Source organism: Streptomyces sp. NPDC007901 (genome assembly GCF_042959465.1).
In the GTDB taxonomy this organism is placed as follows: domain Bacteria; phylum Actinomycetota; class Actinomycetes; order Streptomycetales; family Streptomycetaceae; genus Streptomyces.
This window is the reverse complement of record NZ_JBIBKW010000005.1, coordinates 420,224-440,617: the sequence shown is the minus strand read 5'-3', so window position 1 is coordinate 440,617 and position 20,394 is coordinate 420,224. Positions and strand designations below refer to the sequence as shown.

Annotated in this window: 20 protein-coding genes, 2 pseudogenes and 1 riboswitch; of the genes and pseudogenes, 10 read left to right on the top strand and 12 right to left on the bottom strand. The window is 74.1% G+C overall.

Annotated elements, in window-relative coordinates:
• Positions 1-21: 21 nt before the first annotated feature.
• Positions 22-1,071, bottom strand: a complete 1,050-nt coding sequence (locus tag ACFZDK_RS19520) for an amidohydrolase family protein (protein WP_390973956.1) — start codon at positions 1,069-1,071, stop codon at positions 22-24.
• 114 nt (positions 1,072-1,185) lie between these two features.
• Here ACFZDK_RS19520 and ACFZDK_RS19515 point away from each other — a divergent pair, with 114 nt between their 5' ends.
• A complete protein-coding gene (locus ACFZDK_RS19515; protein ID WP_390973955.1) occupies positions 1,186-2,043 on the top strand; it encodes an aldehyde dehydrogenase family protein in 858 nt (285 codons plus the stop codon).
• The gene (locus ACFZDK_RS19510; protein ID WP_390973954.1) at positions 2,010-2,198 is read left to right on the top strand and encodes a hypothetical protein; all 189 of its coding nucleotides are present in this window, start codon (positions 2,010-2,012) and stop codon (positions 2,196-2,198) included. The genes ACFZDK_RS19515 and ACFZDK_RS19510 overlap by 34 nt, the downstream gene beginning before the upstream one ends.
• A gap of 30 nt (positions 2,199-2,228) precedes the next feature.
• On the opposite strand, the gene ACFZDK_RS19505 is transcribed toward ACFZDK_RS19510, so the two are convergent.
• Positions 2,229-2,357 (bottom strand): hypothetical protein, encoded by a 129-nt coding sequence (locus tag ACFZDK_RS19505; protein WP_390973952.1) that lies wholly within the window; start codon positions 2,355-2,357, stop codon positions 2,229-2,231.
• 32 nt (positions 2,358-2,389) lie between these two features.
• Here ACFZDK_RS19505 and ACFZDK_RS19500 point away from each other — a divergent pair, with 32 nt between their 5' ends.
• Positions 2,390-3,316 carry a zinc-binding dehydrogenase gene (locus ACFZDK_RS19500; protein WP_390973950.1) on the top strand — a complete coding sequence of 309 codons (927 nt, stop codon included), beginning with the start codon at positions 2,390-2,392 and terminating at the stop codon, positions 3,314-3,316.
• 146 nt (positions 3,317-3,462) lie between these two features.
• On the opposite strand, the gene ACFZDK_RS19495 is transcribed toward ACFZDK_RS19500, so the two are convergent.
• The gene (locus tag ACFZDK_RS19495) at positions 3,463-3,942 is read right to left on the bottom strand and encodes a MarR family transcriptional regulator (RefSeq protein ID WP_390973948.1); all 480 of its coding nucleotides are present in this window, start codon (positions 3,940-3,942) and stop codon (positions 3,463-3,465) included.
• A gap of 159 nt (positions 3,943-4,101) precedes the next feature.
• Here ACFZDK_RS19495 and ACFZDK_RS19490 point away from each other — a divergent pair.
• The 3 genes and pseudogenes from ACFZDK_RS19490 to ACFZDK_RS19480 all read left to right on the top strand — a co-directional run.
• Positions 4,102-4,605, top strand: a pseudogene (locus tag ACFZDK_RS19490) (enoyl-CoA hydratase/isomerase family protein); the annotation flags it as partial.
• A gap of 67 nt (positions 4,606-4,672) precedes the next feature.
• Positions 4,673-4,813, top strand: a riboswitch (cobalamin riboswitch).
• A 36-nt stretch (positions 4,814-4,849) separates the two neighbouring features.
• Positions 4,850-5,071: a CbtB-domain containing protein gene (locus tag ACFZDK_RS19485; protein ID WP_390973946.1), complete on the top strand. Its 222-nt coding sequence runs from the start codon at positions 4,850-4,852 to the stop codon at positions 5,069-5,071.
• A 22-nt stretch (positions 5,072-5,093) separates the two neighbouring features.
• Positions 5,094-5,849 (top strand): CbtA family protein, encoded by a 756-nt coding sequence (locus tag ACFZDK_RS19480; RefSeq protein ID WP_390973944.1) that lies wholly within the window; start codon positions 5,094-5,096, stop codon positions 5,847-5,849.
• Positions 5,850-5,940: 91 nt separating this feature from the next.
• On the opposite strand, the gene ACFZDK_RS19475 is transcribed toward ACFZDK_RS19480, so the two are convergent.
• Positions 5,941-6,090 carry a hypothetical protein gene (locus ACFZDK_RS19475; RefSeq protein ID WP_390973942.1) on the bottom strand — a complete coding sequence of 50 codons (150 nt, stop codon included), beginning with the start codon at positions 6,088-6,090 and terminating at the stop codon, positions 5,941-5,943.
• 153 nt (positions 6,091-6,243) lie between these two features.
• Here ACFZDK_RS19475 and ACFZDK_RS19470 point away from each other — a divergent pair, with 153 nt between their 5' ends.
• Both ACFZDK_RS19470 and pgm read left to right on the top strand, forming a co-directional pair.
• Positions 6,244-6,630, top strand: a complete 387-nt coding sequence (locus ACFZDK_RS19470; RefSeq protein WP_390973941.1) for a barstar family protein — start codon at positions 6,244-6,246, stop codon at positions 6,628-6,630.
• Between the two features lie 121 nt (positions 6,631-6,751).
• Entirely contained in the window at positions 6,752-8,392 is a 1,641-nt protein-coding gene (gene pgm, locus ACFZDK_RS19465) for a phosphoglucomutase (alpha-D-glucose-1,6-bisphosphate-dependent) (protein WP_390973939.1), read from the top strand.
• 174 nt (positions 8,393-8,566) lie between these two features.
• On the opposite strand, the gene ACFZDK_RS19460 is transcribed toward pgm, so the two are convergent.
• Both ACFZDK_RS19460 and ACFZDK_RS19455 read right to left on the bottom strand, forming a co-directional pair.
• Complete coding sequence (locus ACFZDK_RS19460) at positions 8,567-11,227, bottom strand: AAA family ATPase (protein WP_390973938.1); 2,661 nt, start codon at positions 11,225-11,227, stop codon at positions 8,567-8,569.
• 127 nt (positions 11,228-11,354) lie between these two features.
• A pseudogene (locus ACFZDK_RS19455) lies at positions 11,355-11,810 on the bottom strand (BTAD domain-containing putative transcriptional regulator); the annotation flags it as partial.
• Between the two features lie 265 nt (positions 11,811-12,075).
• Between ACFZDK_RS19455 and ACFZDK_RS19450 the strand changes: the two are divergent.
• Both ACFZDK_RS19450 and ACFZDK_RS19445 read left to right on the top strand, forming a co-directional pair.
• The gene (locus ACFZDK_RS19450; protein ID WP_390973936.1) at positions 12,076-12,768 is read left to right on the top strand and encodes a hemerythrin domain-containing protein; all 693 of its coding nucleotides are present in this window, start codon (positions 12,076-12,078) and stop codon (positions 12,766-12,768) included.
• A 4-nt stretch (positions 12,769-12,772) separates the two neighbouring features.
• Positions 12,773-13,687, top strand: a complete 915-nt coding sequence (locus tag ACFZDK_RS19445; protein ID WP_390973934.1) for a pyridoxamine 5'-phosphate oxidase family protein — start codon at positions 12,773-12,775, stop codon at positions 13,685-13,687.
• A 54-nt stretch (positions 13,688-13,741) separates the two neighbouring features.
• Here the strand turns inward: ACFZDK_RS19445 and ACFZDK_RS19440 are convergent, their stop codons facing one another.
• The 6 genes from ACFZDK_RS19440 to ACFZDK_RS19415 all read right to left on the bottom strand — a co-directional run bounded on the left by ACFZDK_RS19440 (position 13,742) and on the right by ACFZDK_RS19415 (position 20,327).
• The gene (locus tag ACFZDK_RS19440; RefSeq protein ID WP_390973933.1) at positions 13,742-15,271 is read right to left on the bottom strand and encodes an alpha/beta fold hydrolase; all 1,530 of its coding nucleotides are present in this window, start codon (positions 15,269-15,271) and stop codon (positions 13,742-13,744) included.
• On the bottom strand, positions 15,268-16,425 hold the full coding sequence (locus tag ACFZDK_RS19435; RefSeq protein ID WP_390973931.1) for a serine hydrolase: 1,158 nt from the start codon (positions 16,423-16,425) through the stop codon (positions 15,268-15,270). Before ACFZDK_RS19435 ends, ACFZDK_RS19440 begins: the two co-directional genes overlap by 4 nt.
• Positions 16,426-16,514: 89 nt before the next feature.
• Entirely contained in the window at positions 16,515-17,780 is a 1,266-nt protein-coding gene (locus ACFZDK_RS19430) for a sigma-70 family RNA polymerase sigma factor (RefSeq protein WP_390973929.1), read from the bottom strand.
• Complete coding sequence (locus ACFZDK_RS19425; protein ID WP_390973927.1) at positions 17,777-18,118, bottom strand: YciI family protein; 342 nt, start codon at positions 18,116-18,118, stop codon at positions 17,777-17,779. The genes ACFZDK_RS19430 and ACFZDK_RS19425 overlap by 4 nt, the downstream gene beginning before the upstream one ends.
• Entirely contained in the window at positions 18,115-18,849 is a 735-nt protein-coding gene (locus tag ACFZDK_RS19420; RefSeq protein ID WP_390973926.1) for a nuclear transport factor 2 family protein, read from the bottom strand. Before ACFZDK_RS19420 ends, ACFZDK_RS19425 begins: the two co-directional genes overlap by 4 nt.
• Before the next feature lie 98 nt (positions 18,850-18,947).
• Positions 18,948-20,327 (bottom strand): FAD-binding protein, encoded by a 1,380-nt coding sequence (locus ACFZDK_RS19415; RefSeq protein WP_390973924.1) that lies wholly within the window; start codon positions 20,325-20,327, stop codon positions 18,948-18,950.
• Positions 20,328-20,394: the final 67 nt, after the last annotated feature.

Genomic DNA, 20,394 nt, shown 5'->3' with positions numbered 1-20,394 from the left:
CCCGGCCTCCCGAGGACTCCCTCAGCCGGTTCCGGGCTGCACCAGCCGGAAGAAGGCGCGGGCACCGGCACGCCGGGCGGACTGCCGCAGCCGCGCCGGGAGCGGACGACGGGCGGGCGCCGGGGCGGGCGCGTCGGCCAGGCGGGGGAACAGGGCCTCGGCGTTGCCGCGGTCGACGGCGGCGAGGGTGGCGGGGTCGACCCCGCTGTCGAGGCCGTTGGCGAAGTACTGGCCCGCGGCGGTGGGGGCGAACGGCCAGTCGCTGCCGAACAGCACATGTCCGGGGCGGGCGAAGGCCAGCAGCGTGGGCAGGGCGACGGGGCTGGAGGAGAGCGCGGTGTCGAAGTAGAAGCCGCGCAGGTCCTCCAGGAGGTCGAGGGGGCTGCGCCCGGTGTCGGCGGCCAGGGCGACGGCGATGCGGTGGGAGGCGTACGGCACGAAACCGCCGGCGTGGCTGAGGACGAACCGGATGTGCGGGTACCGGCGCACGACCCCGTTGCGGACCAGCAGATACGCGGCGCGGGTGGTGTCGAGCAGGAAGTCGGCGGCGAACGGCGGGATGCCGTCGACGGCGGGCCCGGGCAGTTCGGCCGGATGGACGAACACGACGGCACCGTGCTCGTCCAGCACCCGCCAGAGGGCGTCCTGTCCGGCGGCGCCGAGGTAGTCGCCGGCGGTGTTGGCAAGGAGGGTGACGCCGTCGGCGCCGAGTCCGGCGAGCGCCCGCTCGGCCTCCCGCGCCGAGGCGGCCGCGTCGGGCAGCGGCAGGGTGGCGAACCAGCCGAAGCGGCCGGGGTGCTCGGCGGTGAGGGCGGCGGAGAAGTCGTTGAGCCGCCGCGCCAGGCCGGCGGCCTCGCCGGGGTCGGTGAGGAAACCGGTGCCCGGGGTGGAGATCGACAGGATCGCCGTCTCGGTGCCCAGCAGGTCCATCAGTTCCAGGGCCGCCTCCGGACTCCAGTCCGGCAGCGCACGGCCGCCTGCCTCGGTGATCCCCTGCCGGGCGAGCGCATCCCGGTAGAGGGGCGGGACCAGGTGCTGATGGACGTCGATCCGGCGCGGGGTGCTGGTCATGGGGGCTGCCTTTCCCGTCGTAGCGGCACTTGACCGCCCTCTGACGACCTGCTTACCGTAACGCCTGCTCCAATTGGAATGAACGCTACATCAATGAATCGTGGCAGGAGCGACATGAGGTACCCGGACAGGGAGAGCGGGGAGCGCGAGGGCGGCGCCTACGACGTGGCCGTGATCGGGTACGGGCCCACGGGGGTGACCGCCGCGAACCTGCTGGGCCGGGCGGGCCTCAGGGTCGTCGTACTGGAGCGGGACGCCGAGGTCTACTCCCGGGCCCGGGCCATCTCCACGGACGAGGAGGTCATGGAGCTGGGCGGCAAGAACCCCGTCGTCCTCGGCTCGGACGCGGACCTCGACCTCGCCGCGGAACGCGTCGCCGCCATGCGGCTGATGAACGGCGGCCAGATCTGCCTCTGCCCCGGCTACGTCTTCGTACCGCGCACCCGCCTGGACGACTTCGTGGCCCGCTACGAACACGCGGTCCGGACGTACTTCCCCACCTGGCTGGAGAACCCGGACGTGGTCTCGATCATCGACGACCGCAACTTCGACCGGGTCACGGCCCTCGTCGCCGACGCCGAGGCCAAGGGCGCCCGGGCCGTGACCATCGTCCCGCCCGAGGAGGCCGCCGCCCTGCCCCGGCGCGCGGGGCGCCGGATCGCCCCCACCGTGCTGCTGGACGTGACCGAGGAGATGGCGATCGCGTCGGAGGAGATCTTCGGCCCGGTCCTGGTGGTAAACCCGTACGACGACCTCGACGAGGTCATCGACTACGTGGCCGCCCGCCTCAGCCCCCTGGCGGCCTACTTCTTCGGCTCCGACGGGCCGGAGTTCCGCCGCTTCGTGGAGCGGACCACCTCCGGTGGCGTCACCCGCAACGACCTCGCCGCGCACTGGGGGTGGAGGGCGCGCCCTCGGGGGGCATCGGGAGCAGCGGCATGGGCGCGTACCACGGACAGGTCGGTTTCCTGACGTTCAGTCACCGCCGGACGATCGCCGCCAGTACGGTCGAAACGGGCCTGGCCCAGCGGCTGCTTCCCCCGGCGGGCGAGGCGGAGGCCGAGGCGCTGCGCCGCATCGTCGCCCAGACCCTGACCGACCTCCGCGCCCGTATCAACGGCGCCTGACCTGAAGGGATCCGGAGCACCCATGCGTACTCAGGCGGCCGTCTCGTACGGCCCGGACAGCGGCTTCACCCTCCAGGACGTCGAGATCTCGGACCCGCGCCCCGACGAGGTCCTGGTCCGCCTCAGCGCGGCGGGCATCTGCCACACCGACCTGGTCACGAAGGCCATGATGCCGGGCGGGAGTGCCCGCGGTGTACGGCCACGAGGGCGCCGGCATCGTGGAGGCGGTGGGCGCCGAGGTCACGGGTGTGCGGCCCGGCGACCGGGTCGTCCTCAGCTACAACAGCTGCGGCATCTGTGCCCGTTGCGCGGCGGGCCGACGGGCGTACTGTGCCCGGTTCGCGCCCCTGAACAACGCGGGGCACCGCCCGGACGGCAGCACCACCCTGAACCGGCAGGGGGCCGGGGTCTGGTCCTCGTTCTTCGGCCAGTCGAGCTTCGCCCGGCACGCCCTGGCCACCCGCGAGAACGTGGTCGTGGTCCCGGAGGACACCGACCTGGTGACCGCCGCGCCGATGGGCTGCGGCTTCCAGACCGGCGCGGGGTCGGTACTGAACGTCCTGCGCCCCGAACCCGGGTCCGCGCTGGTCGTGTTCGGCTGCGGCGGGGTCGGGCTCGCCGCGGTCATGGCCGCCGCCGCCCTGGGCACCGGCACGGTGATCGCGGTGGACCTCGACAGGGACCGCCGCGCGCTGGCTGCGGAGGTGGGCGCCACCCACACCCTGGACGGTGCGAGCACGGACCTCGGCGACCGGATCAGGGACCTCACCGGCGGCGGCGCGACTCACGCCTTCGACACCACCGGAGCCCCGTCGGCCATCCGCGACGCGGCCCTCGCCCTGGCCCCGCTGGGCTCCCTGGTCGTCGTCGGCCTCGGCGCGGCGGACATCGGCATCGACGCGATGGACCTCATCGGCGGCGGCAAGACGATCCGCGGCAGCATCGAGGGCGACGCCAACCCGCAGGACCTGGTCCCGCTCCTGCTCGACTGGCAGGCGGCGGGCCGCTTTCCGGCGGAACGCCTCGTCACGCCCGTCCCGTTCGAGCGGATCGACGAGGCAGTCGCCCGGATGAGCACGGACATCGTCAAACCGGTCCTCACGTTCTCGCCGGCGTGAGACCCGCCTCCGCCCCGGCCGCCCGCAACGGGCCCCCTGCGCCGACGCGCGCCTCGAACTCGGCCCGCAAGGCCGCCAACTCGGCCACGCGCGCGTCGACGACGACCCGGATCTTCTCCTCGGACAGCGCGCAAACCGCGTAGTCCCTAGCTCAACGGCCGGCCGGCGTCGCCCGTCGCCGCCAGGAGCCTGCTGCCGATCTCGTGCAGCTGCCGGACCTGAGTCCGGGTGAGCGGGTCGAAGACGAGACGGCGTACGGCCGCCACATGACCCGGTGCCGAGCCCACCACCTTGGCCCAGCCCGCCTCCGTCAGCGTCGCCACCGTGAAGCGGCCGTTGTCCCGGTCGGGCCCCCGGCGCAGCCAGCCGCGGTCCTCCAGCCGCCTGGCGACATGGGAGAGCCGGGACAGCGACCCGTTGACGAACACCGCCAGCTCGCTCATCCGCAGCGTGCGGCCGGGCGCCTCGGAGAGTCCCGCGAGCACCTGGTACTCGAAGTGGCTGAGTCCCGCGTCCCGCTGCAACTGCGCGTCCAGCTCCGCCGGCAGTCTGACCAGCATCCCGGCCAGAACGAGCCAGGCGCGCGTCTCGTCGTCCGCCAGCCAGCGCGGCTCGGGAGTCTCCATGGGGAAAAGCCTAGCTTGACGCCTCAAGTGATCCTACTGGCGGGTTCAGTTGACACTTCAAGCCGGTCGCAGCGTAGGTGTCAGCACGCCGGGGACCGACCACCGGGACACCAGCGACCCCGGTTCTTCGACGCCAACCTTCGTCGCCGTCGGCCGCCGCACTACCTGCCGTCCGGCTCGCTCCCGGCGTTCGTCGCCGACCTCGCCGGACTGCCCGTGCCCGAGGCGCTCGCCCGGTACGTACGGCAGGCGCCCGAAGGAGAACTCGACGGGCAGCGGGCCTGGATCGATGCCTGTCACGGCGGTGCGGACACCGTCGAGGAGATCGTCCACCGGCTGCTCGCCCACGGTGACCCGGCGGCCAAGGAGACGGCGGAGACCCTGCTCACCAAGTCGCCGACCGCCCTCAAGGTCACCCTCGAAGCCGTCCGCCGGGCCCGTCGGCTCGGTTCGCTGGAGCGCGTCCTGGACCAGGAGTACCGGGTCTCCTGCGCGACCCTCGCCACCCACGACCTGGTGGAGGGCATCCGCGCCCAGGTCGTCGACAAGGACCGCGACCCGCACTGGTCCCCGGCCACCCTCGCCGAGGTCTCCGACGCCGACGTCGACCGCTTCTTCGCCCCGCTCGGTGAGCGCGAACTGGGCCTCGCGCCAACGGGTTGAGCCCGGCCGACGACCGTCCACCAGGCGGGAGACGAAGATCACGCCTGGTGACGCGGTCTTGGCCGTGCCCCTGACACGCGGTACGGTCTGTCCGATATCGACGACGGCGAGACGGAAGCCGGTGGGAATCCGGCACGGTCGCGCCACTGTATGCAAGAGCCCCCGGGCGCTTGCGAGTCAGACCCGTGGCTGTCGTCCAACGCACCACCGAGATGGGACGCGAACTCCCAGAGGAGGTTCTGCCATGGCGCAGACCGTCGCTCCGCCGACAGCCAACACCCGTGCCGTTCCCGCCAAGCTGCCGCTGTCCGCGATAGCTCCCTGGGCGGTCTTCTTCGGCATCCTGATGATGATCCTGCTCTACTTCGTCGGCGCCGAGCAGGGCGCCACCTCCGTGTTCAACGGCACGGACGTCCACGAGTGGGTGCACGACGCCCGCCACCTGCTCGGCTTCCCCTGCCACTGACGCGAGGGACGCCGTACCGCCCATGAACTCCGCAACGGTTCGCAACCTCCTGGTGCGGGGCATGCTCGCCGGCCTGGCCGCCGGCGTGCTCGCCCTGGTCGTCGCCTATGTACTCGGTGAGCCGAACGTCGACAAGGCGATCAGCTTCGAGGACGCCCACGCGCACGAGCACGAGATGGAGGTCGTCTCCCGCTCCCTGCAGTCCACCGCCGGCCTGGCCACCGGTGTCCTGGTCTACGGGGTGGCCTTCGGCGGCATCGCCGCCCTCGCCTTCTGCTTCGCCCTCGGCCGCGTCGGCCGCTTCTCGCCGCGGGCGACCGCGCTGCTGCTGTCCGGTGGCGCGCTGCTCGCCGTGTACGTGGTGCCGTTCCTCAAGTACCCGGCCAACCCGCCCTCGGTGGGCGACCCGGACACCATCGGCAAGCGCACCACCCTGTACTTCCTGATGATGCTGCTCGGCGTGCTGCTGGCGGTCGCCGCGACCATCCTCGGCAAGCGGCTCCAGCCCCGGCTGGGGACCTGGTGGGCGTCCGTGCTCGCGGTGGTCGGGTTCGCCGTCGTCATCGGGCTGGCCTACCAGTTCCTGCCGGCCGTCAACGAGGTGCCGAAGGACTTCCCGGCCACCCTGCTGTGGCGGTTCCGGCTCTCCGCGCTCGCCATCCAGGTGACGCTGTGGGTCGGATTCGGGCTGCTCTTCGGCGAGTTGGCCGAGCGCGTACTCAACCCGAAGCCGGCGAAGGCCCGGTCCGCCCGCCGGACGGTCTCCGCGGCACACTGACCGACTCGACGACTCGACGACACGCGAGACGACCCGACGCGACACGCGAGGGCCCTTCGGCACCGCCGGGGGCCCTCGCGCACCCTCGGCCTCACTGTTCGGGCCGGGCCGTCGCCAGATAGGCGCGGACCAGCGCCTGGCCCGTCCGGCAGCGTGTGGGGTGGCAGTCGGGGCAGTGCCGCACATGGTCGAGGTAGGTGTCGTAGCGGTCCTGGGCGGCGGGCGCGAGGGTGTTCTCCACGGTGCGGCCTCTCGTGAGTGCCCCAAGGCGCGGGAGTTGACTGAAGTTCAGTATGTCCCGTCGGCGGCCTTTCGGAACGTCCGCCGCGCCAGTTCCCCGGCAGATCGGCGGCTTGTCCGCTGCGGGCCGTGCGACGGCCGTATCCTGCGGGCCGTGACGGTGACCTACGTACTGGACGGCGGCGGGATCAGGACGCTGGAGGACTTCTGGCGGGTGATCGGCGAGGCGGTCGACGGGCCCGGCGGCTACTTCGGACGCAATCTCGACGCGCTCGCCGACTGTCTCGGCGGCGGCTTCGGCACCCCCGAGGACGGCGCCTTCGTGTTCGAGTGGCGTGACCACGAGACCTCCCGGACCTGGCTGGGCCACGCGGAGACCGCCCGCCAGCTGGAGATCCGGCTGGCCCGCTGCCACCCCACCAACCGTGCCGCCGTCGCGGCGGAGCTGGCCGAGGCCCGGGCCGGACGCGGAGCCACCGTCTTCGACTGGCTGGTCGACATCTTCGAACAGCGCGCCCCGGGAACCCTGCGCCTGCTGTGAACCGGCCGTGAACCCGCCGTGTCTTCGCCGCCGGAGCCGGTGCCGCACTCGCGTCCGCCGCTGCTGACAAGGAAAGATGGGCGTCGAGCGATCGATCAACGACTGCGGAGGAAGTGGACTCATGCCGCATGAGCGAGCGGGCCGGCCGGCGGCTCCGGAGGACCTCGTCGACGTGGCCCGGCTGGTCACGGCCTACTACGCGCTGCACCCCGACCCGGCCGACCCCGCCCAGCGGGTTGCGTTCGGCACCTCGGGACACCGCGGATCGTCCCTGACGACCGCGTTCAACGAGGACCACATCGCGGCCACCAGCCAGGCCATCTGCGAGTACCGGAGCGGCCAGGGCACCGACGGCCCCCTGTTCCTGGGCGCCGACACCCACGCCCTGTCCGAGCCCGCCAAGGTCACCGCCCTGGAGGTCTTCGCCGCCAACGGCGTGACCGTCCTCGTCGACAGCGCCGACGGCTACACCCCCACCCCCGCCGTCTCGCACGCCATCCTCACCCACAACAGGGGCCGTACGAGCGGACTCGCGGACGGTGTCGTCGTCACCCCCTCGCACAACCCGCCCGCCGACGGCGGCTTCAAGTACAACCCGCCGAGCGGCGGCCCCGCGGCCTCCGACGCCACCTCCTGGATCCAGGACCGCGCCAACCAGATCATCGCGGGCGGCCTGAAGGACGTACAGCGCATCCCGTACGAGCGTGCGCTCGCGGCGCCCACCACCGGCCGCTACGACTTCATGGGCGTCTACGTCGACGACCTGCCCAGCGTCCTGGACCTCGACGCGGTCCGGGCCTCCGGGCTGCGGATCGGCGCCGACCCGCTCGGCGGCGCCTCGGTCGCCTACTGGGGCCGCATCGCCGAACGGCACTCGCTCGACCTCACCGTGGTCAACCCGTACACCGACCCCACCTGGCGGTTCATGACGCTGGACTGGGACGGCAAGATCCGGATGGACTGCTCGTCGCCGTATGCGATGGCCTCGCTCATCGAGAAGCGCGACGAGTTCCGCGTCGCCACCGGCAACGACGCCGACGCCGACCGGCACGGCATCGTCACCCGCGATGCCGGTCTGATGAACCCCAACCACTACCTCGCCGTCGCCATCTCCTACCTCTACCGCCACCGCGAGCAGTGGGCGGCGGGCGCCGGCATCGGCAAGACCCTCGTCTCCTCCTCGATGATCGACCGGGTCGCCGCCGACCTCGGCCGCCAACTCGTCGAGGTACCCGTCGGGTTCAAGTGGTTCGTCGACGGACTGGTCAGCGGTGCCATCGGGTTCGGCGGCGAGGAGTCGGCCGGCGCCTCCTTCCTGCGCCGGGACGGCTCCGTCTGGACGACCGACAAGGACGGCATCCTGCTCGCCCTTCTCGCCTCCGAGATCACGGCCGTCACGGACAAGACCCCGTCCGAGCACTACGCCGACCTCACCGCCCGCTTCGGCGAGCCCGCCTACGCCCGCATCGACGCCCCCGCGACCCGCGAGGAGAAGGCCCTCCTCGCCAAGCTCTCCCCGGCCCAGGTCACCGCCGAGACCCTGGCGGGCGAACCGGTCACCGCCGTCCTCACGGAGGCGCCGGGCAACGGCGCGGCCATCGGCGGCATCAAGGTCACCACGGACAACGCCTGGTTCGCCGCCCGCCCGTCCGGCACCGAGGACGTCTACAAGATCTACGCCGAGTCCTTCCAGGGCCCCGACCACCTGGCCCGGGTGCAGGAGGAGGCCAAGGCGGTGGTGATGACCGCCCTCGGCGCCTGACGCCCCACGCCGGAGGCGACGACCGGACCCGTCCGGACCACCGCCTCCGGCACCTGCCGGATCCGGCGCTGTGAAGGGGAATCTGGATCGGCCGGACCCTTGTGTCCCGGACCCGCCGGGTGTGGCCCGGGCGGGTTGCTGGATGCGTCTCTGTGACGGGGCAATCCGGCACGGTCAGGTCGCGAAGGTGCGTCGGCGTGTTCGGGCGTCGGCCAGGGCCGCGGCAGCCCGGCGGGCGCTCTCGGCGAGATATGTCGAACCCCAGGCGTGTGCGGTGCGTTCGGCGAGGGCGTAGCCGTCTGCTGCCGCGCGGTCGTCGCCGAGGAGGCGGTGCAGGTCGGCGAGGGCGTGGGCGAGGGGGCGGCTGGCGTAGGCGGCGCCGGCGGCGCCGGCCAGCTGGTCGCGCAGGGGGAGCAGGTGCGTGAGGAGGGTCGCCGCGGTGTCGTGGTCGCGGTGGAGCACCGCGAGCTGGGCGCGGAAGTCGAGTTCCAGGCCGTAGAGGTGGTCGCGGAGCGGTTCCGCGGAGACGGGTACGGCCAGCGCCTCGTCGAGCCTGCCGAGGCGGGCCAGGACGAGGGCCTGGGCCACCGCGACCGGACCGCCGGCGGACTCGTACACGGCCCGGACCATCGGCTCGATCTCGGCCGCGCGGTCCTGGGCGAGCCGCATGCTGATCAGCCCCAGCGTCCGCAGTCCGGTGGCGTGGTGGGCGCCCACCCGCTGGAGCAGGGTGTCGGCCTCGGCGTAGCCGGCCTCCGCCGCCTCGAAGCGGCCGGTCACCGCGGCCAGCATGGCCGAGCTCGCGGCGCTGAGTCCCTGCGCCCACACCAGACGGTAGCGACGGGCCAGGGCCAGGCCCTCCACGGTGTGGCGGCGTACGGCGGCGGGGTCGTTGCGGGCGGCGGCGGTCATCGTGTCGAGGTGCTCGCAGACCCAGCGGTAGGCGGGCAGGTCGTGGGCGTGGACGAGGTCGCGCAGTTCGGCGGTGAGCGGCGGCCGGTCGGCCGCCCGGGTCTCGTGCGGCAGCAGCCGGGCCGAGGTCATCAACGCGGCCGCCATCAGCCGGGGTTCGCCGTCCGCACGGGCGAGCGCCAGCTGGGCGCCGGCCGCCTCCAGGGCGCGGTCGGCGTCCTCGGCGGCGACCGCGTCGACGAGGACCTGCAGGACCCGGGCACGGGTCGGGCCGTCCAGCCCGGGATCGGCCGCGAGGCCTTCGAGACGGGCCAGGGCGGTCCGGTCGTACGGCCCTTCGAGCCGGCTGCGCCAGGGCGCCGGCTCGGTCCAGGCCCCGTAGACGGCCGCGACCAGGTCGCCCCGGTCGGCCTGTTCGGCGAGTGCGACGGCCCGCTGCCGGGTACGCCGGGCCGCGTCCGTGGCGCCGGTGCGCACCTGCGCGCCCAGCAGCCGCACCAGCAGGTCGATCAGCAGGTCGGGCGGGGCGCCGTCGCCCGCGGTCGCGGTGCGGGTCTCGATCGCCTGCTGGATCAGGGTGACGGCGACGTCGTGGGCGTAGCGCCGCTCGGCGGTCTCGGCGGCCCGCAGCGCGTAGTCCACGGCGAGCGGGGCGTCGGCGGCGCTGCCGGAGCGGGCGAAGTGGTGGGCCAGCGCGGCGAGTTCGCCGGGACGGTGGCGGCGCAGCAGCCGGGCGACGCGGGCGTGCAGCCGGGAGCGCCGTACGCCGGACAGGTCGGCGTAGACCGTGTCACGGACCAGGGCGTGCACGAACCGGACGCGGCCCGGCCCGGGTTCGGCGAGCAGGTCGGCGGCGAGTGCGGCGTCGAGGCCCTCCAGCACCTGTTCCTCGTCCGCCTCGGCGGCGTCGAGGAGCAGGGCGACCTCCGTCTCCAGGCCCAGTACGGCGGTGAGCTGGACGACGGACCGCGCGGGGGCGGGGAGGAGCGCGAGGCGCCGGCGCAGGACGTCGCGCACCCCCTGGGGGACCTCGGAGACCGCGACCAGAGCGCCCTCGTCGGCGAGCAGCCGGGCGCTCTCCAGCACGTAGAAGGGGTTGCCGCCGGTGCGTTCGGCCAGTGCCGTCACCGTCGCCGCGTCGACCGGGGTCCCGCAGACGGCGGCGACCAGGGTGGCGGTGTCCTGCGGGGGCAGACCGCCCAGCGTGATCCTGTGCGGGGCCGTCGGCGCCAGCTGGGCGAGCGTCTTGAGGAGGTGCTCGCCGACCTGGGCGGGGCGGTAACCGGCGACCACGAGCAGCGGGACGCCGGTGACGGCCGCCGCCGCCTCGACCAGGGCCAGGGTCTCGGCGTCGGCGCGGTGCAGGTCGTCCAGCAGGACGGCGAGCGGCGCGCCCGAGGCCGCGGCGCGCAGCCAGGCGGCGAAGGCGCGGTGCATACGGAAGCGGCCGGCGGTGGCCTCGTCGCGGCTGGGGGCGGTCGCGCTCTCCGGTTCCCGCAGCAGCACCGCCAGTTCGTCCGGCCGCTCCGGGGGCACCTCACGGGCGAGCGCGCCGAGCGCCTCCACCCACGCCCAGGCGGGTGGGGCGCCCTCGTACTCGGGGCAGCGTCCGACCACCACCCGCCAGCCGGCCTGCCGCAGCCCGGCGGCCGACCGTTCGAGGAACGCCGACTTGCCGGCCCCGGCCTCGCCCGTGACCAGCACCAGGCCACCCGACTCCCGCGCGGCCCGGGCGGCCGCGTCCACGGCACGCAGCTCCGCGGCCCGGCCGACGAACAGCCCGCGCCCGGTGCGCACCGGCAACTCGACGGGGGCAGGCTCGGGTACGGCCGCGCGCAGGACGTCGAGCCGCCCGGCGAGCACGGCGTGCTCCAGCCCCCGCAGAGCGGGACCGGGATCGCAGCCGAGTTCGTCGCGCAGCACGGCGGTGGCGCGGCGCAGCGAGGAGAGCGCGTCGGCCTGCCGGCCGCACGCCCACTGCGCGAGCGCCCAGCAGCCGCCAGCCCTCCTCGCGCAGCGGGCTGTCCCGGACGAGCGACTCGGCGTCGGCCGCCGCCTGCGCGGCCCGGCCGGTGCGCAGATCGGCGGCGACGGCGAGCTCACCGGCGTCGGCGCGCAGTCCGGTCAGCCGGGCCACCTCCGCGGCGGCCCACTCCTCGTCCGCGTGCTCGGCGAAGGCCGTTCCGCGCCACCAGCCGAGCGCCTCGGCGAGCAGCCGCCGAGCCTCCTCGGCCGGGGCGCTGCGGGCCCGGCCCACCCAGGTCTCGAACCGCCAGGCGTCCACCGCGTCCCCGGCCAGCCGGAGCGCGTACCCCGGGGGAGCGGTCACCAGCACGGTCGCGGGCGCGCGCGGCGGCCGGCCCGGCTCCAGCGACCGGCGCAGATTGGACAGATAGGCGTGCAGCGACACCGTGGCCTTCGCCGGCGGCTCACCCCGCCACAGCGCGTCCGCCATCCGCTCGACCGGTACGACACCGCCCCGGGCCGCGATCAGCAGCGCGAGCACGGCGCGCTGCCGCGGAGCACCCAACGCGACCGGTGACCCCGCGACTTCGGCACCCAGCGGCCCCAGGACTCGCAAACGCAGCACGCCGCGGGAATCTACCCGAGCACCGCGTCGATCCCGTCAACAGATGATAAACGCGGTGCCATCCGGGCCGTCGAGGCGGCTACCGAGCCGCATGCCAAGCCGGTCGCCAAGCGGACGCCAAGTGGGCTGCGCCACGGTGGGCGACCGACACCGACACACCTGATCGCTGGAGCAAGCAAGCGTGTCCCCCTACAGCAGCCAGGGCGCCCCGGTCACCGCGGAGCGTCCTCACACCCACGAAATGGTCGTGGTCCACCGGGTTTTCCGCCGTGAGTCGGCGATGCTGCCCCGGCTGGTGCGGGCCGTACCCGACGGCGACACGGCCCGCGCGGCCCGGGTCGCCGAGGCCCTGCGCGACTACACCAACGGCCTGCACCACCATCACCACGCCGAGGACGAGCTGGTCTGGCCGCTGCTGCGGTCCCGGGCCGCGCACGACGAGGCGCTGGTGGGCCGGATGACCGAGCAGCACGAGGCGATCGACGGCACCCTGACGGCCGTCGCCGAGTGGCTGCCGGTGTGGGAGCGGTCCGCCGACCGGATCTCCGGCGAGGAACTGGCCCTGGCTCTGGACGCGCACCGCACCGCCCTCCTGGAGCACCTCGACGAGGAGGAGCGGTCGGTACTGCCGCTGATCGCCGAGCATCTCACCGTCGCCGAGTGGGACCTGGTCGGCGAGCGCGGCATGGAAGGGATACCCAAGAACAAGCGCATGCTGGCCCTCGGCGCCATCCTGGAGGAGGCCACGCCCGAGGAGAGCGCCTACTTCCTGGGCAAGGCCCCGCTGATCGGCCGCCTCCTGTGGCAGGCCGTGGGCCGCCGCCAGTACGCCGGCTACCGCCGGACCATGCGTGCCCCGCTGGACGGGGAGTAGCCCCGTGACCGTACTCGACTCCGCCCCGCTCGACGTCCTGGACGCCTACCGCACCTGCGAGTTCGTCACCCTCGGCCGGGACGGCACGCCCGCGGCCTGGCCGACGGCCGTGTGGCGCCGCCCGGACGGGACCCTGCTGCTCAGCACGTCCCTGGCGTTCGCGCAGAAGGCGCTGAACATCCGCCGGGACGGCCGGGTCGCCCTGCTCTTCTCCGACCCCACCGGCAGCGGCCGCGAGGAGCCCCCGCAGATCTTCGTCGGCGGCCGTGCCGAGTGCCCCGACGAGATCATGACCGGACCGCAGGGCGCCGAGGACTACTGGCGGATGCTGTTCGCCCGGCAGCCGCACAGCCGGTCCTACCTCGCGCCTCCGATGCGCCTGCTGATGGACTGGTACTACCTGCGGCTGCTGATCACCGTGACGCCCGAACAGGTCGTCGTACGGCCGCCGTTGCCCCCGGCGCCCGGCACGCCCGCACCGGCCGGCGACCTGGTCGGCGCCGCGCAGCTCGCCCCCTACCCGACGGCCGTGCTCGCCGCCCGCGACGCCTCCGGCGCCCCGGTGCTGGCCCGGACCCGGCCGGTACCCACGCCCGAGGGCTTCGCCGTGGCCGTGCCGGCCGACTGCCCCGCCGCACCGGGCCCCGCCGCGCTCCTCGTGCACCGGCACGACGAGCGCCTCAACCACATGCACAACGCCCTTGTGCGCGGCGGACTGCGCGAGAGCGACACGGGATGGCTGCTGGTCCCGGACCGGGTGGTGGAGCCGATGGGCACGGGCCGCGCGAGCGACGCGGTGAGCGTGCTGCGCGCCACGAAGCGGGCCACCGACCGCTATCTGGCCCGGCGGGGCCTCGCCCGGCCCCGCGTGCGGTGGCCGGAGTTCAAGGCGCTGGCGCGGGACGCGCGCCGGACCTGATCCGGCCGGGAACCTTCGGGCCGCCCCCGTGCGGGAACGGCCCGGAGGCCGCCCTCAGTGCGGGGACGCGGCGCAGGCGACGTCCGCGCCGGGCAGCCGCCCGGTCGCGAAGTAGGCGTTCACGGTCGTGTCCACGCAGTCGCTGCCGTAGACACCGAACACCGCGTGCTGGTCCGCGCCGCGCAGGGTCACCAGGCGGGAGCTCGGCCAGCCGCGGTGCACCGCCTGCGCGCCCTCGTAGACGGTGCGCGGGTCGCCGGTCGCGTTGACGAGCAGGGCCGGCACATCGTCCCGGATCACGGTCGGCCGCTCGCGCGGCGGGTCCCAGAAGGCGCACGGCCCGATGTTGTTGGTCACCGGACCGAACAACGGGTCCTGCGCGCGGGCAGTTTGCACATCACGCCAGTACGTCCGCGGATCGCGGGGCGCGGCGACGTCACCGCACAGGATGGACATCTGCACACTTCCGTAGGCCGATTCGGACCCGGTGAGCATGAAGCCCAGCGTGTCCGCGAGCCACGAGCTCGGGGTGACGGTCCTGCCGCCGGCCGCGTCCCGCAGGTCGCGCACGCCTTGGGCGAAGTCGCCGTAGGCCGCGTCGTTGTCCTGGGAGAGGCCGCTGAAGACCACCATCGGTACGGCACCGTCGTCCACCCGGTAGGCGCCGACCCGCAGCGGCGCCCGTTCGGCGGCGGCCTGGATCCGGTCCACGACCGCCAGCACCGCGTCCCGGGTGCGGCCCAGGCCGTACGTCGTGTCCCGGGCGGCCGCCCAGGCGGCCCAGTCCCGCAGGGCGTGCCGGTTGGCGGGTTCCGAGCCGCGCAGCAGCCGGGGGCTGTAGCGGGCGGGGTCGGCCACCCCGTCCAGGACCACCCGGTCCGTGCGCTTCGGGAACATCGTGGCGTACACCTCGCCGAGGTAACTGCCGTACGAGTAGCCGAGATAGGAGATCCGCCGCTCGCCGAGCGCGGCGCGGATCACGTCCATGTCCCGCGCGGTGTTCCGGGTGGTGGCGTACGGCAGTACGTCACCCTCGAACTTCCGGCAGTCACGGGCGAGTTCCTCGGCGATGGCGGTGGAGCGGTCGAAGTCGGCCCGGTCGTGCCCCGGGCCGCGGATCCCCGACCCCGTGGGCCAGTGGCAGTCCAGGGCGGTACTGCGGCCGACGAACCGGGGGTCCACGCCGACCACGTCGTACCGCTTGCCGACATCCTTCATCGCCGCGCGCACCCACGGCGGGTCGCCGATCGTCTGCCCGCCCGGCCCTCCGCTGTTGAGCAGCAGCGCGCCGACCCGGTGGGCGGTGTCGGTGGCCCTGATCCGGGAGACGGCGACGGTGATGGTACGGCCGTTCGGGTCGGCGTAGTCCAACGGCACGGTGACGTGGGCGCATCGGGCGCCGGCCTTCTCCAGATCCTTGCCGGTCTCGTCGTCGGGCCCGAGCACGCAGCTCTTCCAGTCGAGGTGCTGGTGGTGGTAGCGGGCCAGGGGGTCGGGGGCGGCGCTGTGGGTGGTGGCCGGTGCGGCGCCAAGGGTCAGGGCGCTCGCCAGGGCCAGGGCGGCCGATGCCGCGAAGCCGGTCATGCGGAGGTCCTTTCGGAGGCGCAGAGGGATGCGTCGACGAGGTCTTGGAAGTCCTGTTCGGCCCGGAGGGTGTCCGGCACCTGGTTGAGGGCGACGGCCACGCTCCGGCCGCCGGGCCCGACGGCGACCAGCGCCCGGTGGCCGCCCGGCACGGTCCCGGCGTGCCCCCACCACACCCCGCCGCACGACAACGGCGACGAGATCAGCCCCAGCCCGTACCGGGCGCCCGGCCACAGCCGGTCCGGGTCGGCGGCCACCGTCCGCCGCATCTCGGCGAGTCGGGGCGCGGGCAGCAGCCGTCCGCCGAGCAACGCGTCGGCGAACCGGGTGAGGTCGGACTGCGTGGAGACGAGCGCCCCGCCCACACCGCCGAAGGTCGTGTTCCAGTCGGTGCCGTCGACGCGCCGTCCGTCCTCGGAGGTGAAGTAGCTGTGCGAGTACCGCCCCCGGATCCGGGTCTCGTCACCCGGCCAGTACGTGTCGCGCAACCCGAGGGGCTCGATGATCCGCCGGTCGATCTCCGCCTCCGGACCGCGGCCGGTGACCTGCTGGACGATCAGGCCCAGCACCAGGTAGTTGGTGGTGGCGTAGTGCCATGGCTGCTGCGGGCGCGGGAGTTCGAGGGCGCGCGCGATCAACTCACGGGGTTCGAAGTGTCGGTGGCGCAGCCGCTCCGGGTGCTCCCACTCGGGGGCATCGAGATAGTCGGGCAACCCGCTGGTGTGACGCAGGAGTTGGCGTACGGTGATGTGCTTCCCGGCATCGCCGAGAGTGCCCGGCAGATAGTGTTCGACGGAGGTGTCGAGCGAGAGCCGGTGTTCGGCGGCGAGTTGCAGGACGACGGTCGCGGTGAACGTCTTGGTGACGCTGCCGACGCGCAGCCGGTCGGTGGTGTTCATGCGGCGGCCGGTGCGCGGATCGGCCGTGCCCACGGTCTCGGACCAGCGCCCGCACGGGCCGTCGGCGAGGACCGAGGCTCCGGTGATGTGGTCATGTGCGGTGAGTGTGGTCAGCGCCCGGCGGACCTCGTCATGCCTGCCGCAGCGCTCGGACGGCCCTGGTGGGGACGACCGCGCGGAGGCCGCGGGTGCGGCCGCCAGCACGATCACCGCCACCGATGACGCCAGGGCGGACTTCGCGGAAATCGTTGCCATGCACCCTCACGCTAGGCAGAGCCCGCCCCGCGATCACTCCAGTGGGCTGCCGCATTCAGGGTGGGGGAAGCCCCCGGCCGGGGCTCCGGTCAACCCCCGGCACCGCCGCACTGGGCGAGCCGCTTCTCCAGGAACCGGCGTTCGGCCGCGTTCTCCACCAACTCCAGGGCGTGGGCGTACGATTCGGCCGCCTCCCGCATGCGTCCCATCCGGCGCAGCAGGTCGGCGCGGGTCGCGGGCAGCAGGTGGTAGCCGGCCAGCTCGTCCGCCGCCTCCAGCTCCGCCACCAGGGCGAGCCCCGCCTCGCCGCCCTCCGCCATGCCCACGGCGACCGCGCGGTTCAGCCGGACCACGGGGGAGGGGACGTACCGCTGGAGTTCGCCGTAGAGACCGGCGATGTCGGCCCAGTCGGTGTCGGCGGCCGTCGCCGCGGTGGTGTGGCAGGCCGCGACGGCCGCCTGGATCTGGTACGGGCCGGGCCGGCCGCGACGCAGGGCCCCCTCCAGGAGCGCGGCACCCTCGTCGATCGCCGCGCGGTCCCAGGCCGTGCGGTCCTGGTCCTCCAGGGTCACCAGGTCGCCCGCCGCGTCCACCCGGGTCTCCCGGCGGGCGTCGTGCAGCAGCAGGAGCGCCAGCAGCCCGACCACCTCCGGTTCGTCGGGCATCAGCCGGGCCAGCAGCCGGGCCAGGCGGACGGCCTCGGCGCACAGGCCGGCGCGCATCAGATCGGCGCCCGCGGTGGCCGCGTACCCCTCGTTGAACAGCAGATAGAGCACGCCCAGGACGCCCGTCGTGCGTTCGGGCAGCAGATGCGCGGGCGGCACCCGGTACGGGATACCGGCGTTGCGGATCTTGCGCTTGGCCCGCACCAGTCGCTGCGCCATGGTCGCCTCGGGGACGAGGAACGCGCGGGCGATCTCGGGCGTGGTCAGCCCGGCCAGGGTGCGCAGGGTCAGCGCGACCCGGGCCTCGATCGGCAGCGCCGGGTGACAGCAGGTGAAGAGCAGCCGCAGCCGGTCGTCCCGCACCCCGCTGTCGTCGCCCTCGTGGTCCGGGTCGTACGGCCCCTCGTCCCGTGCCAGCACCGCAGCCTCCCGCAGCTTCTCGGCGCCCACCGCCTCCCGGCGCAGCACGTCCAGGGCACGGTTGCGGGCGGTCGTGGTCAGCCAGGCGCCGGGGCGGCGCGGCACTCCGTCGCGCCGCCACCGTTCGAGCGCCTGGGCGAAGGCGTCCTGTGCGCACTCCTCGGCGAGGTCCCAGTCGCCGGTCACCCGGATCAGGGTGGCGACGACCTGGGCCCACTCCTCGCGGAAGGCGGCGGCGACGGCCGCCTCCACCTCGTCCGTGGCACTCACTCCCAGACCGGCCGCACCTCGACCGAGCCGCCGGCGAGCGCCGCGGGGTGCCGGGAGGCGAGCGCGAGGGCCTCGTCGAGGTCGGCGACCTCGATGATGTCGAGCCCCGCGATGTACTCCTTGGTCTCGGCGAAAGGCCCGTCGCTCAGCAGCACTTCGTCGCCCTGGACGCGCACCGTGGTGGCGTCGGAGGCGGGCCGCAGCCGGGCGCCGCCCCTGACCACGTCCCGGGTGCGGACCTCGTGGATGTACGAGGTGAAGCGCGGGTCCTCGGCGATCTCGGCGGGGCTGAGCTCCTCGCCGCCGACCGGGGTGCAGATGAACAGGACGTACTTCATGACCGCTTCGCCTCCGCGGGGACCGAGACGTGCTCGTGGGCGATCACCCAGCTGAAACCGGTGTCGCGGTAGCCGGTGGTGACCCGCACCACCTGGTCCAGGGGCTCCCCGGTCACCCTGGTGCCCCGCAGCCGGACGAGGGCGTGGCTGAAGGTGCTGCCCTCGCCGGGGCGCACCCGCAGTTCGAGCACCTCGCGGTGGACCGGCCCGCTCAGCGTCGCGAACCACTCCTCGACCGCCTTGCGGACCGCGGCGATCCCCGACTGCGCCTCGACGCCGGCCGGTCCGAAGGCCTCCACGTCATGGGCGTAGCAGGCCGTCATTCGGTCGACGTCCCGCTCGCGGGCGGCCGCGGTCAGCTCGCCGTCGATCCGGCGGACGGCCGTCTCGGCGTCCTCCATGAGCCCCTCGTCCCAGAACGGGCGTACCTCCATGGCTCCGATGGTGGCCACCGGGTGCTGGGCGGCGATCCGTACCGCCTCCTCCAGACCGGCGCAGTCGACGACGTCGAACCCGGCGACGTACTCCTTCGTCTCCGCGAACGGCCCGTCGGTGCGCAGCACCTCCCCGTCGCGGACCCGGACGGTGACCGCGGTGTCCGGCAGCCGCAGCCGGTGGCCGTACAGCCGGGCCCCGGTGCGCACGCCGTGCTCCTCCACCCAGGGTTCGACCGGCGCCATCCCGGAGGCGTCGGCGGTGTCGTCGCCGCAGACCAGCAGCATGTACTTCATGGGTTCCTCCCGGTCCTCATGTGCTTCCTACACCCCACCGACGAACGGCGGCGGGCGGAATCGACACACCGTGGTCCCGCACGTGTGTGTGGCCCCGGTCACAGCCACAGACCGTGCCCCCTGCCCAGCACCCCGTGCGGGTCGTGCACGCTCTTGGCCTCCGCCAGCGTTCCCCACTGGCTGCCGTAGTGCTCCCGCCAGTCGGCGGGCGACATCGGCAGCGCGTTGACCGGGTAGGCCACGGCGCCCTTCGCCCGCGCGTACTCGAACGCCGTGCGGTTGGCGGCCACCATCGGGTCGGCGGCGCCCGGGGCCGCCGTGCGCAGCAGGGCGAGCAGCAGGACGACCTCGCCGTGCGGGCGGCGGAACAGCGGGGCCCGCAGCGTGCGGGTGAGGAGGGGGTAGAGCAGGACCAGGCCGTTCTCGCGCAGGTCCGTGAAGGCCGGGTCGGCGAGGACGTCGGTCACCACGGAGGCCGCGGTGTCCTCGGGGAGCAGCAGGTTCAGCCAGGGGTGCGGGTGCAGCCACTCTCCGCTCGCGCGCAGGATCTCCTCGTCCTCCGCCACCCGGTCGGCGAACTCGGCGTAACCGAGGTCCGTGATCTCGGCCGAGTCGAAGGAGAGGTCCGCGAGGAGGGCCGTGTCGTCGGGCGGGGTCGGCCCCTGGTGGGCGGCCACCGCCTCGACCATGTAGTGCCAGCCGCCGGCGGTGTCCTCCAGGGGACGGGCCTGCCCCTCCAGATAGGCGAAGCGCCGGTCCGTCGCCAGCAGGTGCTGGTCGGACAGGTAGCCGTCCAGGTCGGGGTAGTACAGGCAGTAGCGGCGCACCAGGGCGGGCGCGGGGGCCAGCCGCAGGGTGGCCCGGACGATGACGGCCACCTGCCCCAGACCGGCCGGCACCGCGTGGAAGAGGGCGCCGTGCCGGTCCGGCGAGCAGACCAGGTGTTCACCGGCCCCGGTCACCACCTCCAGCTCCAGCACCGAGTCCGCGACCAGGCCGTGCCGGTGGCTGGCACCGCCCAGCCCGCCCGCGCTCAGCACCCCGCCGACGCCGGCACCGAGGTAGTCCGTGAGGACGGGCGGGGCGAGCCCGTGGGGCAGGGTCGCCGCGAGCACGTCCCGCCACAGCGCCCCGGCCCGCACCTCGACCCGGTCCCCGGTCACCGGCCCGACCGCGCTCAGCTCGCCCAGGTCGAGGACGATCCCGCCGTCCGCCTGCCCCTGGCCGTACAGGGAGTGACCGCCGGACCGCGCGGCCACCGGGATCCCGCGCGGCCCGGCGTACGCCAGCGCGTCCTTGATCTCGGCGGCGGACCGGGGCCGCAGCACGCCCAGCGGCGGTGCGTGCACCAGCCCGCCGAAATCCCGGGCCGCTTCCCGGAGGGTCTCCGGGCGGGTGTCGAGCAGTTCCTCGCAGCGGGCGGAGACACGGTCCGACGACGTCACGGTGGCACGCTCCCAGGAGATGGCGGTCGGCACGGACGCGACCATCTTGGTCCGGCGACCCGCCGGACGGGCGTGGTTTCCCGTGTCGACACCCACACGG

Bases quoted from the DNA above. Each gene is read 5' to 3' on its own strand.
- ACFZDK_RS19420 (WP_390973926.1), bottom strand. From the start codon at position 18,849: ATGAAGTACATGCTGCTGGTCTGCGGCGACGACACCGCCGACGCCTCC.
- ACFZDK_RS19520 (WP_390973956.1), bottom strand. From the start codon at position 1,071: ATGACCAGCACCCCGCGCCGGATCGACGTCCATCAGCACCTGGTCCCG.
- pgm (WP_390973939.1), top strand. From the start codon at position 6,752: ATGCCGCATGAGCGAGCGGGCCGGCCGGCGGCTCCGGAGGACCTCGTC.
- ACFZDK_RS19480 (WP_390973944.1), top strand. From the start codon at position 5,094: ATGAACTCCGCAACGGTTCGCAACCTCCTGGTGCGGGGCATGCTCGCC.
- ACFZDK_RS19440 (WP_390973933.1), bottom strand. From the start codon at position 15,271: ATGACCGGCTTCGCGGCATCGGCCGCCCTGGCCCTGGCGAGCGCCCTG.
- ACFZDK_RS19515 (WP_390973955.1), top strand. From the start codon at position 1,186: ATGAGGTACCCGGACAGGGAGAGCGGGGAGCGCGAGGGCGGCGCCTAC.
- ACFZDK_RS19435 (WP_390973931.1), bottom strand. From the start codon at position 16,425: ATGGCAACGATTTCCGCGAAGTCCGCCCTGGCGTCATCGGTGGCGGTG.
- ACFZDK_RS19425 (WP_390973927.1), bottom strand. From the start codon at position 18,118: ATGAAGTACGTCCTGTTCATCTGCACCCCGGTCGGCGGCGAGGAGCTC.
- ACFZDK_RS19495 (WP_390973948.1), bottom strand. From the start codon at position 3,942: ATGGAGACTCCCGAGCCGCGCTGGCTGGCGGACGACGAGACGCGCGCC.
- ACFZDK_RS19510 (WP_390973954.1), top strand. From the start codon at position 2,010: ATGGGCGCGTACCACGGACAGGTCGGTTTCCTGACGTTCAGTCACCGC.
- ACFZDK_RS19485 (WP_390973946.1), top strand. From the start codon at position 4,850: ATGGCGCAGACCGTCGCTCCGCCGACAGCCAACACCCGTGCCGTTCCC.